The organism is Flavobacterium sp. SOK18b (genome assembly GCF_014156605.1).
Taxonomy (GTDB): Bacteria; Bacteroidota; Bacteroidia; order Flavobacteriales; family Flavobacteriaceae; genus Flavobacterium; species Flavobacterium tiangeerense.
The window spans coordinates 1-16,574 of record NZ_QKNZ01000034.1 but is presented as its reverse complement, the minus strand read 5'-3'; the positions used below and the strand labels follow the sequence as shown (position 1 = coordinate 16,574).

The 16,574-nt window shown below is 33.7% G+C and carries 16 protein-coding genes; 4 read left to right on the top strand and 12 right to left on the bottom strand.

Features of this window, described 5'->3' with window-relative positions; genetic code table 11:
* Nucleotides 1-7: 7 nt before the first annotated feature.
* On the bottom strand, nt 8-1,939 hold the full coding sequence (locus DNC80_RS06865) for a BatA and WFA domain-containing protein (protein WP_182650424.1): 1,932 nt from the start codon (nt 1,937-1,939) through the stop codon (nt 8-10).
* Nucleotides 1,940-2,119: 180 nt separating this feature from the next.
* Between DNC80_RS06865 and DNC80_RS06860 the strand changes: the two genes are divergently transcribed.
* Entirely contained in the window at nt 2,120-3,235 is a 1,116-nt protein-coding gene (locus DNC80_RS06860; protein WP_182650370.1) for a lactonase family protein, read from the top strand.
* 47 nt (nt 3,236-3,282) lie between these two features.
* Here the strand turns inward: DNC80_RS06860 and DNC80_RS06855 are convergent, their stop codons facing one another.
* The 3 genes from DNC80_RS06855 to DNC80_RS06845 form a co-directional block, all read right to left on the bottom strand.
* The gene (locus DNC80_RS06855) at nt 3,283-4,632 is read right to left on the bottom strand and encodes a DEAD/DEAH box helicase (protein ID WP_182650368.1); all 1,350 of its coding nucleotides are present in this window, start codon (nt 4,630-4,632) and stop codon (nt 3,283-3,285) included.
* A 109-nt stretch (nt 4,633-4,741) separates the two neighbouring features.
* Nucleotides 4,742-5,506 (bottom strand): TIGR02757 family protein, encoded by a 765-nt coding sequence (locus DNC80_RS06850; protein WP_182650366.1) that lies wholly within the window; start codon nt 5,504-5,506, stop codon nt 4,742-4,744.
* Between the two features lie 151 nt (nt 5,507-5,657).
* Nucleotides 5,658-6,341, bottom strand: a complete 684-nt coding sequence (locus tag DNC80_RS06845) for an ABC transporter ATP-binding protein (protein WP_144892433.1) — start codon at nt 6,339-6,341, stop codon at nt 5,658-5,660.
* A 144-nt stretch (nt 6,342-6,485) separates the two neighbouring features.
* On the opposite strand from DNC80_RS06845, the gene msrA reads away from it, so the two are divergent.
* Both msrA and DNC80_RS06835 read left to right on the top strand, forming a co-directional pair.
* On the top strand, nt 6,486-7,133 hold the full coding sequence (gene msrA / locus DNC80_RS06840) for a peptide-methionine (S)-S-oxide reductase MsrA (RefSeq protein WP_182650364.1): 648 nt from the start codon (nt 6,486-6,488) through the stop codon (nt 7,131-7,133).
* A 47-nt stretch (nt 7,134-7,180) separates the two neighbouring features.
* On the top strand, nt 7,181-7,480 hold the full coding sequence (locus DNC80_RS06835) for a hypothetical protein (protein WP_182650362.1): 300 nt from the start codon (nt 7,181-7,183) through the stop codon (nt 7,478-7,480).
* A 24-nt stretch (nt 7,481-7,504) separates the two neighbouring features.
* On the opposite strand, the gene DNC80_RS06830 is transcribed toward DNC80_RS06835, so the two are convergent.
* The 6 genes from DNC80_RS06830 to DNC80_RS06805 all read right to left on the bottom strand — a co-directional run bounded on the left by DNC80_RS06830 (nt 7,505) and on the right by DNC80_RS06805 (nt 12,324).
* The gene (locus DNC80_RS06830; protein ID WP_086453193.1) at nt 7,505-7,807 is read right to left on the bottom strand and encodes a DUF6787 family protein; all 303 of its coding nucleotides are present in this window, start codon (nt 7,805-7,807) and stop codon (nt 7,505-7,507) included.
* Between the two features lie 32 nt (nt 7,808-7,839).
* A complete protein-coding gene (locus DNC80_RS06825) occupies nt 7,840-8,274 on the bottom strand; it encodes a DUF6146 family protein (protein WP_182650360.1) in 435 nt (144 codons plus the stop codon).
* Nucleotides 8,275-8,369: 95 nt separating this feature from the next.
* The gene (locus DNC80_RS06820) at nt 8,370-8,933 is read right to left on the bottom strand and encodes a DUF937 domain-containing protein (protein ID WP_182650358.1); all 564 of its coding nucleotides are present in this window, start codon (nt 8,931-8,933) and stop codon (nt 8,370-8,372) included.
* 93 nt (nt 8,934-9,026) lie between these two features.
* Complete coding sequence (locus DNC80_RS06815; RefSeq protein WP_182650356.1) at nt 9,027-9,977, bottom strand: D-2-hydroxyacid dehydrogenase; 951 nt, start codon at nt 9,975-9,977, stop codon at nt 9,027-9,029.
* Between the two features lie 122 nt (nt 9,978-10,099).
* Nucleotides 10,100-11,170: a 3-phosphoserine/phosphohydroxythreonine transaminase gene (gene serC, locus DNC80_RS06810; protein ID WP_182650354.1), complete on the bottom strand. Its 1,071-nt coding sequence runs from the start codon at nt 11,168-11,170 to the stop codon at nt 10,100-10,102.
* A gap of 92 nt (nt 11,171-11,262) precedes the next feature.
* Nucleotides 11,263-12,324 carry an acyl-CoA reductase gene (locus DNC80_RS06805; protein ID WP_182650352.1) on the bottom strand — a complete coding sequence of 354 codons (1,062 nt, stop codon included), beginning with the start codon at nt 12,322-12,324 and terminating at the stop codon, nt 11,263-11,265.
* Between the two features lie 139 nt (nt 12,325-12,463).
* Here DNC80_RS06805 and DNC80_RS06800 point away from each other — a divergent pair, with 139 nt between their 5' ends.
* On the top strand, nt 12,464-12,814 hold the full coding sequence (locus DNC80_RS06800; protein ID WP_086453198.1) for a 4Fe-4S dicluster domain-containing protein: 351 nt from the start codon (nt 12,464-12,466) through the stop codon (nt 12,812-12,814).
* Nucleotides 12,815-12,877: 63 nt separating this feature from the next.
* Here the strand turns inward: DNC80_RS06800 and DNC80_RS06795 are convergent, their stop codons facing one another.
* Nucleotides 12,878-13,414: a hypothetical protein gene (locus tag DNC80_RS06795; RefSeq protein ID WP_144892413.1), complete on the bottom strand. Its 537-nt coding sequence runs from the start codon at nt 13,412-13,414 to the stop codon at nt 12,878-12,880.
* Between the two features lie 282 nt (nt 13,415-13,696).
* Entirely contained in the window at nt 13,697-16,456 is a 2,760-nt protein-coding gene (locus tag DNC80_RS06790; RefSeq protein ID WP_182650350.1) for a TonB-dependent receptor, read from the bottom strand.
* Between the last annotated feature and the right edge of the window lie 118 nt (nt 16,457-16,574).

The window sequence follows — 16,574 nt, the reverse complement described above, 5'->3', positions numbered from 1 at the left end:
ACTTTTTTTATGATTTGACAAATTTGAGAATTGCCATTTCTAAGAGTAGAAATAGTAGTGCAAATATAACAAACCATTTCCAAATTTGGTTATCGGTTCGGTTTGTTTGTAAAGCATTAAAGAATGATGTAATAGATGATTCTTGGTTCAAATCAGCTAGTACGTTATCATTGTTTCTAATTAAATCACTCTCTGATCTTGCGTAGTTGAAACTGAGATTTTCGATCCATTCTTTTTTGGAGAAAACACTAAAATTTCCAGCTTGTTTTGGGTAATCATTAAAAGTCATTTTAACCTTAGTGCTCAAGATTTGTTGAATGGGAATAAATTGCTCTTCGGTTCCTTTAATGGTTACAATAGCGTCTTTTTGTAAAGCTGCATCTGTAATGTGAGATAAATTACTTCCTATGGTATATGCAATAACTCCGTTATTTTGGTTGTTAACCACCATTTTATAAAAAGTAGGTACAATCAACGGCGATTGCTGAAAATTAGAATTTTCAAGATTTAAAGGTGCTGCAAATACGGCTACTGTAGCTACCGAGTTTGTTAAGGATGTGAGAAATGGACTCTGGTCTTCATAAGATAATGCTGCGGGGCTCGTGCTACTTAAAGGATAGGATATTTTGGTCTTCGGATATTGAAAATTGGTTATTTTCGACTCGAAAACATTATTGAAAATGGGATGATTAAAGTTGATTTTAGTAATTTGCTTTTCGGTTTCTTCTAATGGACTGTATGATAGTGAACCAAAGTTTTTGAAAAATGTGTTGTAAGTTTCAATTGAACTTTCTGGCGACGGAATTACAACAACGTTTCCGCCCTTTGACACAAACGATTTTAAAGTAGTTGCTAAGGCTTGAGGTATTTCATTCAATTCATTTAAAACAATAGCATCTTGCTGATCTATACTGTTGTAATCCAGTGTGCTTAAAGAATAGTTTTTATACACAAATTCATCAGGAGTGTAAATTCGGGTTAAGAAATTACTTTTTAATGGATCTCCTACACTAATTACATTTGCTTTTTTATTTTTTGAAATGCTAAAATAAAGGATGTTGTCATAAGCAAGACCATTATCTTGAATAGATATATATCCATGAAATGATTTTTTCGGGATGGTAAAAGTGATGTTTTTTTTCTTGCTATCTAGGTCTACAGTAGTTTTTGCAATTAATTTATTATTATCAAAAATGGAAATGGGTACACTAGGAAATTTATCGCCATAGCCAGTGACTTGCACTGTGATTTCATAAAAATTTTCGACCGTTTTACTAATGTATACGCTATCTACAGATGCATTGTTTTTTTGTTCCGCTTCAGAAATTATGAATAAAGGATTGATATTTTGATCGCTAGATTTTACCTGTTTTTCGGTTATTGATAATCCGTCTGTAAGGACCACAACATCTTTGTTATACGGCGATTTATGAGCTTTTACCTTTGCTAAAATATTATCTAGATTGAATGCTTCAGAGCTGTATTTTAAATTTTGCAAATTACTTCGAACTGATTTTATATCGGTGTTCCAAAAGTTTTCGGAATTTGTTAATAATGAAAATGTAATATTTTCTGGAGTTTCCTCAAGCAGTTCTTGAACAGCTCTTTTTAATAGTTCGCCTTTCTTTCCTTTAGCCTGCATGCTATAGGAATTATCTAAAATAATAAACAGTTCATTGTTTTTATTTTTACTGTCTTTTGAGGAAAAAAAAGGTTGAGCAAAAGCAATAATAATACATGTCAATAGTAACAATCTGCAGGTTAAAAGAAGCCATTTTTTTATTTTAGAGCTTTTTCTAGTTTGAATGGTGAGTGCCTTTAAAAACCGAACATTAGTAAAGAATTCAGTTTTAAACCTTCGCAACTGAAAAAGATGAACCAATATAGGTATGATTAAAAGGAATAAAAAATATAAAACTTCAGGGTGCTTAAAATGCATACTGTGATGGTATTGACTAGAATGTGTTAAAACTCCAATGGATTTCATTGTTGATAATGGAATCAAAAATACAAATTTGTTGACAGTTTATCAGCACGTTTGGTAAATTTTGAATAATAAATAATTTTACATTTGCGTGCATTTAATCTTTATTTTAGCCTTATTGCAAATTTTTACACAATGAAAAAATCTTTAGTTTTCTTGATACTCCTTGTTTTTAGTGTTACGGTCAAAGCGCAGAATAAGAAATTCAATTTATTAATTGGGACATACACTCAAAATTGCGACAGTAAAGGCATTTATGTTTATGAATTTGATACTTCAAATGGAGATTTTAGTTACAAAAACGCCACAGATAAGACAGTTAATCCAAGTTTTTTAACCGTATCCAGTCAAAATAATTTTGTGTATTCTGTGAATGAGTTTGGAAAAGAAAGTACAATTAGTGCATTTAATTACAATGCTTCTAGCGGCGCTATTCAGTTTTTAAATAAGCAAAGTGCTATGGGTGCTGATCCTTGTTATATTATTAACGATGACAAAAACGTCATTGTAGCAAATTATTCAGGAGGTTCGATCAGTGTTTTAGAAAAAAATAGTGACGGTTCGCTCCAAGAAGCCAAACAAGTCATTCAACACTACGGAAAAGGTTTGAATCCCAAACGCCAAGAGGCGCCTCACGTGCACATGGTCTCTTTTTCACCGGATAAAAAATTTGTTTTGGCGAATGACATGGGAAATGACAAGATTTATTCCTATTGTTACGATCCAATGGCAAAAACGGATGTACTGCAACTAAAAGATAGTATCTCCGTAACGGCAGGAAGTGGACCGCGGCATTTAACCTTCAGTAAAAACGGCAAATTTGTTTACGTTCTGCAAGAGCTTAGTGGCATGATTACAGTGTACGGTTATAAAGAGGGTAAACTAGTTAAAAGAGATGAAACGACTATTTTAGCAGCAGGTTTTAAAGGAGATTTTACAGCTGCAGATATTCATTTTTCTCCTGATGGAAAGTTTTTATACGCTACTAATCGTGGCGATGCAAATACCATTTCAATTTTTAAAGCCAATGCTAATGGGACACTCCAATTAGTGGAGCACGTTTCAACATTAGGAAAAGGACCACGTAATTTTGTAATTGATCCTACAGGTGCTTTTTTATTAGTTGCACATCAATATTCAAATGATGTAATTATTTTTAAAAGAAATAAAAAAACGGGAACGCTAACCAATACAGGTAAAAAAATAGAATTGTGTGCGCCTGTTTGTCTTGTTTTTACAGATAATAAGTAAATGTATCATACTAAAAAGGGCTGTTGTAGCAGCCCTTTTTAAGTAATTTATTTTTTATCTTTTCGTTTTTTATCTCTGGTCTTCAACATGTTTCTATTAACAGATCCGTGTGTTTTTTTCTTAGTAATTCCAGGTCCTCCAAGATTTACCTTTTTATTTTTCTTGCTTTTTTCCTGAAAAGCACCATCACCGGCTAGTTTTTGTTTTTTCATCAAAAACTTGATGGGTTGTCTTTCTTTCTCAGGCTCAATTAATTTTGAGGATACTTCAACTGTTTCTGGGAATTCTTCAATAGTAAGCTCCATATCCATCAGGAGTTCTATCTCAATTTTGAACTCCTCTTCGCGTGGAGCAATTAAACTGATTGCAGTACCTGTAGCATCTGCACGACCAGTTCTACCTATACGGTGCATGTACAATTCTGGTAATTCGGGTATTTCAAAATTGACCACATGTGTTATATTTGAGATATCTAAACCTCTAGCCATAATATCTGTTGTAATCAAACCTCTTAAGTTTCCTTCTTGAAAAGAGGCCATGGTGCTCAAACGATAATTTTGTGATTTATTAGAGTGAATGACACCAAACTGTCCATCAAAATCTTCTTCTATGCGATCGTGTAGTAAATCGGATATTTTCTTGTTGTTCACAAAAACAAGAACGCGACTCATATCTGGTGTGGTAGATAATAAGTGTTTTAATAAATTAACTTTCGTGTTGAAATTAGGAACGTTGTACGTGATTTGTGTAATGTTTTCTAAAGGAGTTCCTGACGCAGATAGTGTAACTTCTTCTGGATAATCAAAGAAATCATTCAAAATAGCATCTACTTCATCAGTCATGGTTGCTGAAAAAAGAATGTTCTGACGTTTTTTTGGCATCATTGCCAAAATGGCGGTCAGTTGCGTTCTAAAACCTAGATTTAGCATTTCATCAAACTCATCAATTACGAGTTTTTGCATTTCCTCAAATCGGATTACGTTATCCAATGTTAAGTCCATTATTCGGCCGGGTGTTCCAACTAATATGTCGCAACCTTGGTAAACGGTAGTTTTTTGTGTATTGATGTTTACACCACCAAAAATACCAATAGTACGAACCGACATGTATTTTGTTAATTTCTCAACCTCTTCCACCACTTGCACTACAAGTTCGCGCGTAGGGACTAGGATTACTATTTTAGGAGTATGTCCAGGTGTAAATTTGTATAATTTGAGTAAAGGAAGTAGGTAAGCAAATGTTTTACCAGTTCCCGTTTGCGCAATTCCCATCATATCTCTACCAGACATGATTACTGAGAACGTTTTTGCTTGAATAGGGGTAGGTGTTGTAAATCCTAAATCATCGATCGCTTTCTGTACGGATTTAGGAAGATTGAATTGCTCAAAAGTAGTCATTTGCTTTAATTTTTTGCAAAGATAGTCTTTTTGAAAGTAATCAAGCAAATGTGCTAATTTACAGTCTTTTTGTTACCGGTGAAGGTATACATGCGTTTTGGTAAACGTTTTAAAAACCCTCAAAAACTCCTAATCCAAACAAGGCAAAATCATACTTTACAGGATCTTGTGCATCAAATTCGCGAAGTTTAGCGTCTAATTCTGCTAGAGCTTTTCCATCATTTTGTTTTCGAGTAAGCAACCCCAGTTTTCTAGCCACATTACCAGAGTGTACATCAAGCGGGCAAGATAGGGAAGCCGTTGAGATGTTTTTCCAGATACCCAGATCAACGCCAGTTTTATCATTTCGAACCATCCACCTTAAATACATGTTGATTCTTTTTGCTGCCGAATTGTTCAAAGGATCTGAAACGTGTTTTTGAGTTCGAGCGAGATGAGGGATGGAAAAAAAGATTTTTTTAAATTCGGAAATGCTATTTTGCATCGAATGAGGTTCTTGATTTTTGGCAAAAACCGTTTCTAGTCCACCGTGATGGGAATAAATGTTTTGTAAAGATTGGATGAATCCAATGAAGTCTTGACCATTAAAAGTACGATGAACAAATGTATTTAACCGTTCTAAATCAGCTGGTTTGTGTGACATCACAAAATCATAAGGTGCATTGCCCATTAAGTCCAGCATGCGATGCGAATTTTGTATGATCATTTTACGATTCCCCCAGGCAATGGTAGCACTAAGAAAACCAGCAATTTCAACATCTTCTTTTTCTGAATAAAGATGCGGAATTTGAACGGGATCACTTTCTATGAAATCTAAGGTGTTGTATTGTAAAACTTTGTCGTCTAGAAAATCTTTTAATTCTGTTGTAGTCATTATAAAGGAGGAAAGGTATAAGAAGAAAGAGTATGTTTGTAACGGCTGTTCATAGCCCAGATAGGAACGGCATCTCCCGATTTTAAAAAACAAGGCTTTTTTGGCCGTAGTTTTTATAATCGGGAATACAGTGGATAGCTGGAAAAAGCTCCTAATTACTAATCAAACCATCCACCATGACTAGTTTTCTATCGGCCATATTGGCGAGTTCTTCATTATGAGTTACGATCACAAATGTTTGTCCGAATTCGTCTCTTAGTTTGAAGAAAAGCTGATGTAAATTCTCTGCCGATGTGGTGTCAAGGTTTCCTGAAGGCTCATCTGCAAAAATAACAGCTGGTTTATTGATTAATGCTCGTGCCACGGCTACGCGTTGCTGCTCTCCACCCGAAAGTTCATTTGGTTTATGATTTATGCGGTGTGAAAGGCCCAAATAGTCTAATAATTTTTTTGCCTCTTGCTCTGTTTCGCCTTTTGGTTTGTTGGCAATAAAGGCTGGAATGCAAACATTTTCAAGTGCGGTAAATTCAGGAAGTAGTTGGTGAAACTGAAATATGAATCCTAAATTTAAATTTCTGAAAGTAGATAAAACTTTGTCATTCATGGTCAAAATGTCTTGACCATTGATGAATAAGGAGGTAGTTGTTTTTTGAATATCTGTGTTGGGTATAGTATTGGGTTTGTCCAAGGTGCCTAAAATTTGCAAGAGTGTTGTTTTTCCTGCTCCCGATGATCCTACAATAGATACAATTTCTCCTTTTTTTATATGCAAATCTACTCCTTTGAGTACATGTAGTTTATCGTAGTATTTATGTATATTTTTGACTTCTATCATTTTATTCTGTTTTTACAAAGAAACAAAGATTTTAAGGATTATGAATTGGAAGTCATTAATTTTTCAGTTTGACAAACGATAAACTTTAGTTAACAATATGTCTAAGGTGTTTGATAATAAATAACTTTGGATAAAATTTGAAATATGAAAAAAATAATTGGATTATTGATCGCCCTTTTGCCCTTTTCATTTTGTGCCAAAGAAAAAAACGTAATTGTACCTAAAAGTTTAGAAACAAAAAATATGGAAAAACAAGGAGATTTAGAAATTGCAACATTTGCAGGAGGTTGTTTTTGGTGTACCGAGGCAGTATTTTTACAGCTTGACGGAGTGAGTAAAGTAGTTTCAGGCTACATTGGTGGAAACACTGTAAATCCTACTTATAATGACATTTCTACGGGAGAAACGGGACATGCAGAGGCTATTGAAATAACTTTTGACCCAAAGAAAATAAGTTTTGGAGAGTTATTAGAGATATTTTTTGCCACGCATGATCCTACAACGCTTAACCGTCAAGGTGCTGATGTAGGGACGCAATACCGTAGTGAAATTTTTTATCACAATGATAATCAAAAACAGTTGTCACAGGATTACATTGCCTTGATGACACAAGAAAATACTTTTGGTAAACCAATTGTGACTAAAATATCAGCTGCCACAAAATTTTATGTTGCTGAAGACTACCATCAAAATTACTACAACCAAAACAAAACGCAAGGGTATTGTAGTTATGTAATTACTCCAAAAATTGATAAGTTGAAGAAAATGTATCAAGGAAAGCTTAAAAAATAATTGGCATTAGATTTGTATATTGTTCAATAAATATAAATTGAATACTTATGATACAACCTGTTGCTAATGATGAAGCAAATAACAAAACAAGAAATCTTTTGTTGGGAATATTGTTTGATGCTATTGGGATGCTTTCTTTTACCATTCCTCTTTTGGGAGAATTTTCAGATGTAGTTTGGGCACCTTTAGCAGGTTTTTTAATGACTTGGATGTACAAGGGTACAATTGGTAAAGTAGGAGGAGTGATAACTTTTCTTGAAGAAATTATTCCGTTTACTGATTTTATACCCACATTTACCTTAACGTGGATATACACGTATTTAATAAAAAATAAAAATGCCTCTTAACGAGGCATTTTTTTATGGTACTACTTATGATTTAAAAAGAAATCCGAGTCCTAATCTTTTCAGCATTTTTTTCTCAAATGCCCAAAAAAATTTGAATTGCCCAAATATAAAACCAATACAAACTAGCAGTACTTGGTATATAGGAAATATTAAAATCAAACGTACAGGAATAATCCAATATCCCAAAGAATCTTTTGTTATACCAAGCCAAGTACAAAACGGTTTAGATAACCAAGCTGATGCTGATCCCGTAATAGCAAAAACAATTAGAATTATTATGAATTGGAAATTTGTTTCAATTCCCCAACGTTGTTTGAGTTTGTTCATTTTTATTTATAATGAATACAAATATAGTGAGATTATCTCAGGGGTACAAAACCAAAAAGTTTTTGTTTGTACGTGTTTTGGAAAAAAATCATGTAGTTGTATATCAAATAATTTACTTCATACCCATAATTAATAGTGGGGTCATAATTTATCGTCATTTCATATAAATTGGGGTTAAAACGCTGTGGTAGCAAAACACGGTTGTTCCACTCGGTTATATAAAACCTATTTTTAGTTTCTAAGAAAGCCTGAGAGTAATAATTTCTAGGCAAAGCTGTAGCATTGAGCCAAGAATTAAAGCCAGGTTCTATTATAATTACCTCGTACTCGAGCTCATCATTTGCGATACGTACGGTATCAGTTGCTGCGGCAGTAGTATTATCTTTTACTTTTTTTACTTGAGATGTGGTAGCGCAGCCGTAAACTATAATAACAAGAATTCCTAAAACAGATAGATAGCGTTTCATAATCGAAATTTTACTTTAAATTTACAACTATATTCTCTTTTTTAAAATCATTTAACAAAAAAAAAATCACCTAAAGAGGTGATTTTTAATGTTTTTTATTTTCCAAATAGTTTGCCAAGAATTCCGCCTAGACCACCACCTTTTCCAGATACGGCTGCCATTGCATCGCTAATGTCTACTTTTCCATCAGCATTTTGATCTAAACCAAATTGTCCCCCATATTTTGAAATGGCATCCATAATTCCAGATCCTTGAGCTCCGCCTCCAGATATAGCTGCAATAATATCAGAGATTTGAAAACTACTATCATTAGGATCCTTTGCTTTGTTTACCAATGAGCCAAGGATTTGAGGAATCAAACTTCCTGCAACACCTGATGCTGCATCTGCATTGATACCAAATTTTTCTCCAAGACTTCCAGTAAGTTGTTCAGTAAGCTTTTGAACTACAGGATTTGAAGCGTTTTGAGCATTATCTCCTTGAAACAAAGAAGCCAATTGTTCTACACCGCCTTCTGAAGCAATTTTCTGTAAACCAGAAAAAATGGAACTACTAGCTTCTTCAATAACTGCCTCATTTTGTTCGTTTGGAATGGCATTGTTTTTAACAACCGACTCGACTCCAAACTGTTGTGCTAATTGTGTTAATTGTTCTAACATAGGTTTTTGTTTTGTTTAGATATCAAATCTAATAAAAAAAAGGGATTTATTGCTTAAAATAAATCCCTTTTAATCATTTCATCACATTAAACCTTATCCCAAAATACTAATAATTTGTTGGGCTAGTTCAGTTCCTATTCTATCTTGAGCCTCACCTGTAGCTGCACCTATATGCGGTGTCAGTGAGATTTTGTGGTGCATTAAAACAGCCATTTCTGGAGTTGGTTCACTCTCAAAAACGTCCAATCCTGCAAACAATATTTTTCCGCTATCCAGTCCTTTAAGTAAAGCAACCTCGTCAATTACACCACCACGGGCACAATTTACAATTCCCACACCATCTTTCATGCTAGCAATTTCTTTATCACTAATAATGTAACCGTTTTGTGCAGGTACATGTAGCGTAATAAAATCAGCCTCTTTAAAAACTGATTCTAAAGATTGTGAAACAATAGTTGTGGTAATAGATTGTCCGTCAAAAAAAGATACTGTTACATCTACTTGAGGAATAAAACTATCTGCAGCAATAACTTTCATTCCTAGTCCAAGCGCCATTTTTGCCGTAGCCTGACCGATACGGCCAATGCCCACAATTCCTAGCGTTTTGCCTCTAAGTTCAATACCATTTGCGTATGCTTTTTTAAGCCCGTCAAAGTTGGTATCGCCCTCAAGGGGCATGTTTCTATTCGAGTCGTGCAAAAAACGAACACCCGAAAATAAATGTGCAAAAACCAACTCTGCCACAGATTCTGATGATGAAGCAGGCGTATTGATTACTACAATTCCTTTGCTTTTAGCATAATCCACATCAATATTATCCATTCCTACGCCTCCACGACCTATAATTTTCAAGCCAGGACACGCATCAATAATGTCTTTACGAACCTTAGTAGCGCTTCTTACTAAAACGACACTTACATTGTTTTCATTAACAAAATTGGCCACTTGTTCCTGTGCTACTTTTGTTGTTATAACTTCAAAACCACCTTTTTCTAAAGCTTGAATTCCACTTTTTGAAATTCCATCGTTGGCTAATACTTTCATTTTTATTTTATTTTTAAGGATTGAAAAATTTAAAGATTCAATCTATATTGTTTATTGTAGTGATTGATTAAAAATTGATTTTTTAAATCTTTAAATCTTTAAATCATTCAATATTTTAATTTTTAAATTGCCTTTTCCAAAGCCTGCATTACATCCACCAGTACTTGAACGCTCTCTAATGGTAATGCATTGTACATAGAAGCTCTGTAACCACCTGCTGAACGATGACCTGGTAATCCTGAAATTCCTGCAGCTTTCCACAAAGCGTCAAAGGTTGCGGCATGTGCTTCATCATTCAACAAGAACGTAGCATTCATATTAGAACGATCTTCAACCGCAGCAGCTCCTTTAAATAATGGATTTCTATCAATTTCGGCATACAATAAAGCCGCTTTAGCATTGTTTATTTTTTCAATGGCTGCAATTCCACCCAAGTTTTTCAACCATTGTAAAGTCAATAAAGAAGCATAAACAGGGAAAACAGGAGGTGTGTTGTACATACTTTCTGCTTTAATATGTTTGGTATAATCCAGCATACTAGGAATAGTTCTACCAGTTTTATCTAGAATTTCTTCTTTTACAACAATCAATGTGGTTCCTGCAGGTCCCATGTTTTTTTGAGCTCCAGCATAAATCAAGTCAAATTTTGAAAAATCCAATACTCTTGAAAAAATATCCGAACTCATGTCGCATACAAGTGGTATGCTAGTTTCTGGAAACTCTTTCATTTGGGTCCCAAAGATTGTATTATTACTCGTGCAGTGGAAATAATCAGCATCTTCTGGAATACTGTATCCTTTTGGAATATGATTGTAATTTTGTTCTTTTGAGGAACCAATGATGCTAGTTTCTCCAAAAAGTTGTGCCTCTTTTATCGCAGCGGCAGCCCATGTTCCTGTGTCCAGGTAAGCGGCTTTTCCATTTTCTTTCATCAAGTTGTACGGAACCATCAAAAATTCTAGACTAGCACCACCTGCAAGAAATAATGCTTGGTAGCCTTTGCCTTCAAGGCCTAATAATTCTAGAACAAGTGATCTAGCCTCATCCATAACGGCCACAAAATCTTTGCTTCTGTGAGACATTTCTAGAAGAGATAATCCAGAATCATTGAAATTTAATATCGCTTGTGCTGATTTTTCAAAAACTTCTTGGGGTAAAATGCAAGGTCCTGCGCTGTAGTTGTGTTTTTTCATGTGTGTAGTTATTTCCAAAAAAAATTAAAATGCAAATTTCGACAATAGGAGCTTAAAAGTAGCTAATTAATCAAGAATAATTGCCCCCTATTTTAGGCTATATTTAGTAAAAATGAAATTGTATCTATGTTATCTGCATAATCCCATAATTGCGGATTTTGAGTTTGTCCAAACGAAATACTATTTTCAATGCAACCACCAGAAACGATACATTGAAGTAGTTCATTTTCAGAATCTAACTTTGTTTGTAGTGCAGGTAAGTCTTCGTAATATTCATAAAAAACACTAGAAATAGGTGAGGCATGGCTTTGATCTTCTTTTATAGTCAAAAAGCCATTGTCAAGCAACTTGAAATTACTCATCAAGAAAACCGCTTTGTTGTAATCGTAATTATTGGCGTATTTTTCATAATGAATGACATCTTGATATTCAAAAATGGCTTCAAAAAAGGCGTCGAAATTATATCCCTTTGGTACAAAAAGTTTAGATACATTACGACATCCTAAACCAAAATACCTAAAAATATCTTCTCCCAAAGCAGTTAGTTCCTCCTTATTTTCAGTACCAGTCAAAACCGCTACTGAATTTCTACTCTTTCTAATAATAGACGGTTTGTCTTTAAAATAATATTCGAAATACCTAGCTGTATTGTTACTGCCTGTGGCGATAACTGCATCAAAGTTTTCTAATTTACCCTCTACAAAACGAATAGTATTCGCTAATGGAGGAGCGACTGCAATCAAATATTTAGCTAAAAAAGGCAGTAAATGTTGGTCGTTTGATGATGTTTTTACAATCACATTGTTCCCAGTTATTACAACCGATAAAAAATCATGAAACCCAACTAGAGGAATGTTTCCTGCAAGTACTAATGCAATATTTTTTGGATTTTGATTCTCTAGAGTGTAGGCAGAAAGCCATTGATCAAGGTTTTCTGCTGTTAATGCGTTTGACCAAGATTGTATTGAAAAATATACATTTTCAGGAGTGTACCAGCCATTGTGTGATTGAGACAGGATAATAAGTTCTTGAAAAGCATCAAAAAATGTTTCGTTGTGCAAAACATTTGGGCTTTTTATAGTATTGTTTTCAGAAAATTGGCTTAAAAATTTCCCTAATTCAACAAAAACATTTTTTTTTGTTTCTAATGTCATAATGTTTGCTTATGAATAGTTTTGATTGTAATTTTGCACAAAAATAAGCTATAAAAAGTATAGTAAAAAGATTAAAAGACGAAAGATCATAGATTCTTATACTCGAAAATCTTATTTACTTAATTCCTAAATTAAAAAGATGGCAATTATTATAACAGACGAATGTATCAATTGTGGAGCTTGTGAACCTGAGTGCCCAAATACTGCAATATATGAAGGAGCTGATGATTGGAGATACAAGGACGGAACAAAACTGAAAGGCAAAGTAATTTTGCCAGACGGTACTGAAATAGATTCTGACGAGGCACAAACACCAATCTCTGACGAAGTGTATTATATCGTTCCTGGTAAATGTACGGAGTGTAAAGGATTTCATGACGAACCGCAATGTGCTGCAGTATGCCCAGTAGATTGTTGTATTCCAGATGATGCGCATGTAGAAAGTGATGAAACATTGCTAAACAGGCAAGCATTTTTACACAACGAATAAGTATTGATTTTAAATAAAAAAAACCTGAGATATCTCAGGTTTTTTTATGCAATACTATTTTTGTTATTCTTTGATCATTTCAAAAATTTCAGATGTAATTTTATCTGTTGCTGGATCATAAGATTCTAAAACTAAGTTTCCATCAGCATTAAAGTATCCAAAAGAGGTTTTGCTTTTAGTACTGTAAATATAATTATTATTTGAAGTTTTTCTTAATACAGCCGCCTTTTCCTTATTAGGCAGGTACATGTTATAACCTGTTTCTGCTAGACTAACTTGGTATTTTTGTCCGTTGTAGTTGTAATAAGCAGATCTGTCTACGTCTACAATATTTGTAACTCCATTTGCTGTTACCGCAGTAATGGCTGTAACCTGTACAGGAGTTTGTTTTATTTCTTTATTCAAAGCATTAGACTCAGCATCTTTCAATTCAATATTTTGAGTTTCTTTTACCTCTTGAGTTTTAACCAATTGTTTTTCTCCTTTTGAATCTTTTATTGTTGTAACCGTTGTTTTTACCTCGGATTTTACATTTTTGATTTGCGCTTGACTATTCACTGAAAATAATAGTGCAATAGCACCAATAAGTATCGTTTTCATAATTATTTATTTATAATATTAATATGAGGTAAAATTACAATGACAACAGAGATAAGTTGTTATGGAATTTCCAGGATAAATTGTATAATTTACACTAGCTACTATTTTCCTTTATGAAAATTTATTAATCGTTAATAGTATGTTTTGAAAATCAAAAAAGAAAATGATTCTTTCGAAACAATTTCGAATAAGTTTTAATTATGATGTGGTACGTAGGTAAGAGTTTTTGCCAAAAAAAAAGGACCATCTTTCGATAGTCCTTTATGAATTTATATTTGAAAATTAGAATTTATAGTTCATTGATAAACTGAAAAGTCTTCCTAATTGACTGAATTGTGATCCATCATAACTTGTAATTGGGTAACGTCCATTGAACGTAATGTTGTTATATTCGTTCTTTAATAAAGCTGGGTTGTTAACTATAGCATTTGCTGATGCAGAACCATCTGATTTAATAGTGAACTTAGGAACAACATTAAAAATGTTGTTCATGTTAAAAGAGATTGTTATTTCTTTTGAAGCGGTCCAAGTAACTCCTAAATCGGTAACTTGAGCTGTTTTAAATGTAGTAAACAATCCTGGATTACTAAAATCTGCTTGTTTAAATTTAGTTTTACCAAAAGTAGTATTGTTCAAAGAAATACCAAAATTGTCTATTTCATAGTTAACTCCAATAATATTTTTAAATTTTGGTCTAGATGTAAACATTAACGCGTCTTGTGTAGCATTAAATACGGTTTGACCAGCTAATGCTCCTGTTAAGGCTTTAACACTTGCAGGGTTATTAACTGCTCCATCTATTTTGTTTTGGATTGTATAGTTACCAGACAAATTAAATCCTAATTTACCTTCTCCAATCATTAGGTTTCTATATTCGATTACATAGTCAATACCAGAAGTAATTGAGTTAATACCGTTAACAAAAAATGCATTTCCGCCAGTACCAAAATCCACTAGGTTACCTAAAACGATTCTGTCTTTTACTTTAATATTGTAATAATCTACTGTTAGGTTTAAGTTTTTAATTGGCCTTGCTCCAAAACCAAAAGATACATTTGTTGATTTTTCAGGTGTTAATTTTGGTACACCATATTCTCTAGCAGTTGTAGATACATTATTTACGATTCCAGTTATAGCAATAGCTCCCCCTTGAAATGTTGATTGAGATTTTTCAGTATAAATTTGGTGTAAAGAAGGTGCTCTAAATCCTGTTGAAACAGATCCTCTAAAAGTTAATTTATTATCTTCGATAGCGTTAACACTTGTGCTCAATTTCCAAACATTTGCAGCACCAAAGTCACTATAGTTCTCGTGTCTTGCCGTTCCGTTTACTAACCATCCTTTAACGATGTTAGCACTAATATCTCCGTAGAAACCAATGTTATATCTATTAAATTTCCCAGAATTACCAGGTGTGTTTCCTTGAAATGAATCTGCTCCTACACCAGCATATGATTGAAAATCTCCAGCTAAGATCTCAAAATTTTCAGTTCTAATTTCTGAACCAAAACCAACAGAAACATTATCAGAAACCTCTTTTGTGATATCTAAATTCCCTACGATATGATTGAAACTAGTTCCACCTGGTTTGAAGTTATTTTGTCCTGTATATCTCGTTTGACTTGCATCAGTATATACGAAATCGTTAAGTGAACGGCTTCCTAATCCACCAACAGCTGCTAATTGCTCAGGGTTTAAATCTTTAAATTTAGATCTATTATGAGAATTTGTTACTGTGTAAATTTGTGAGTTACCACCAATAGTTACCGATGCATCAGATGTCCAACCATTTTTACTTGATTTAAATCCTAAAGTAGCGTTGTAGTCATTTAAATCTCCAATAAATGTTGGAGCATATCCAACATATGAAGCTGCAGTTCCATTACCAAATAATGATGGTAAGTATGGGAAATCAGCTGCTTTTCTCCAATATGGTGCTCTGTAATTTGCAAAAGAATTTACTTTTTTGAAAATATAAGCGGCATTGTAATACATTTCAGTATTGTCACTTAATTGTGATCCTCCATTGATTTCGAACTTAGCTGCAGCAGTTTCTGGTGCACCATTAACGTTTCCGCCATCTGGTTTTAATTTTAAGAATGCTTGCGTAGTTGCTAAAGGTACACCCCAGTAACTAGCTTCGTCCTCAGCACTCAAAATACCCGGTCTGTTGGCTAATGCTGTTTTAGAGAAATCTACTGTGTAGTTCAAAAATCCTTTCTCACCTACGGTTGTTCCATTATTTACGCTAATACCATACATTTCTCCATCACCTTTTCCAGTTATTCCAGTACGTAAAGTTACAGATCCTCCGTTAGTATTTTTTTTCAAGATGATGTTCATTACACCAGCAATCGCATCAGATCCGTATTGTGCAGATGCACCGTCACGAAGAATTTCAACTCTTTCAATTGCATCAGTAGGTATTGCTGAGATGTCTGCACCTGTTTCTCCACGTCCAGGAGAGGTTTGCGTGTACACTAATGAACTCATGTTTTTACGTTTCCCGTTAATAAGAATCAAAGTTCTACTAGGTCCCATGTTTCTAATTTCGTAAGGGTCTAGTAAAGAAGTCGCATCATTTACTGGCGTTTGTACCGTATTAAATGATGGGATTTTATATTGCAAAGCCTTATCAAAAGTAGCTTGACCTGTAGCAGCTAAGTCTTTTGATGATAATACATCAATAGGCAATGCTGATGTCGTATTAGTTCTAGGTGCAGTTCTAGATCCTACAATTACAATTTCATCTAATGCTTGTCCACCTTCTTCAGATAAAACTACATTGATTACAGTCTCTGTTGCTGCTCTTTCTACTTTGTTGAATCCAATATAACTAAAAACTAATGTAGCTCCTTCATTTACTTTAATTTTGTAAGAACCATCACTGTCAGTAGAAACTCCATTCTTTGTTCCTTTTTCTACGATGTTAACTCCTGGTAACGAATTCCCAGAATTGTCTTTAACTACACCTGATATTTGCTTTTGCGCAAATACAAACGAGACGTTTAAGAGGATTAATAATAATGCGATTTTTTTCATAATAAGTTGTGTTTTATTTTTGGTTTGATTTTAAATAGACCGCAATATAATTTTTTTTTAACAAAATATTAGTACTATTTATATTTTTTTTGAAAAAATAATAGGTTGTCAGTAATGC

Coding starts and splice junctions, on each gene's coding strand:
- DNC80_RS06865 (WP_182650424.1), bottom strand. CDS start 1,939: ATGCATTTTAAGCACCCTGAAGTTTTATATTTTTTATTCCTTTTAATC.
- DNC80_RS06860 (WP_182650370.1), top strand. CDS start 2,120: ATGAAAAAATCTTTAGTTTTCTTGATACTCCTTGTTTTTAGTGTTACG.
- DNC80_RS06855 (WP_182650368.1), bottom strand. CDS start 4,632: ATGACTACTTTTGAGCAATTCAATCTTCCTAAATCCGTACAGAAAGCG.
- DNC80_RS06850 (WP_182650366.1), bottom strand. CDS start 5,506: ATGACTACAACAGAATTAAAAGATTTTCTAGACGACAAAGTTTTACAA.
- DNC80_RS06845 (WP_144892433.1), bottom strand. CDS start 6,341: ATGATAGAAGTCAAAAATATACATAAATACTACGATAAACTACATGTA.
- msrA (WP_182650364.1), top strand. CDS start 6,486: ATGAAAAAAATAATTGGATTATTGATCGCCCTTTTGCCCTTTTCATTT.
- DNC80_RS06835 (WP_182650362.1), top strand. CDS start 7,181: ATGATACAACCTGTTGCTAATGATGAAGCAAATAACAAAACAAGAAAT.
- DNC80_RS06830 (WP_086453193.1), bottom strand. CDS start 7,807: ATGAACAAACTCAAACAACGTTGGGGAATTGAAACAAATTTCCAATTC.
- DNC80_RS06825 (WP_182650360.1), bottom strand. CDS start 8,274: ATGAAACGCTATCTATCTGTTTTAGGAATTCTTGTTATTATAGTTTAC.
- DNC80_RS06820 (WP_182650358.1), bottom strand. CDS start 8,933: ATGTTAGAACAATTAACACAATTAGCACAACAGTTTGGAGTCGAGTCG.
- DNC80_RS06815 (WP_182650356.1), bottom strand. CDS start 9,977: ATGAAAGTATTAGCCAACGATGGAATTTCAAAAAGTGGAATTCAAGCT.
- serC (WP_182650354.1), bottom strand. CDS start 11,170: ATGAAAAAACACAACTACAGCGCAGGACCTTGCATTTTACCCCAAGAA.
- DNC80_RS06805 (WP_182650352.1), bottom strand. CDS start 12,324: ATGACATTAGAAACAAAAAAAAATGTTTTTGTTGAATTAGGGAAATTT.
- DNC80_RS06800 (WP_086453198.1), top strand. CDS start 12,464: ATGGCAATTATTATAACAGACGAATGTATCAATTGTGGAGCTTGTGAA.
- DNC80_RS06795 (WP_144892413.1), bottom strand. CDS start 13,414: ATGAAAACGATACTTATTGGTGCTATTGCACTATTATTTTCAGTGAAT.
- DNC80_RS06790 (WP_182650350.1), bottom strand. CDS start 16,456: ATGAAAAAAATCGCATTATTATTAATCCTCTTAAACGTCTCGTTTGTA.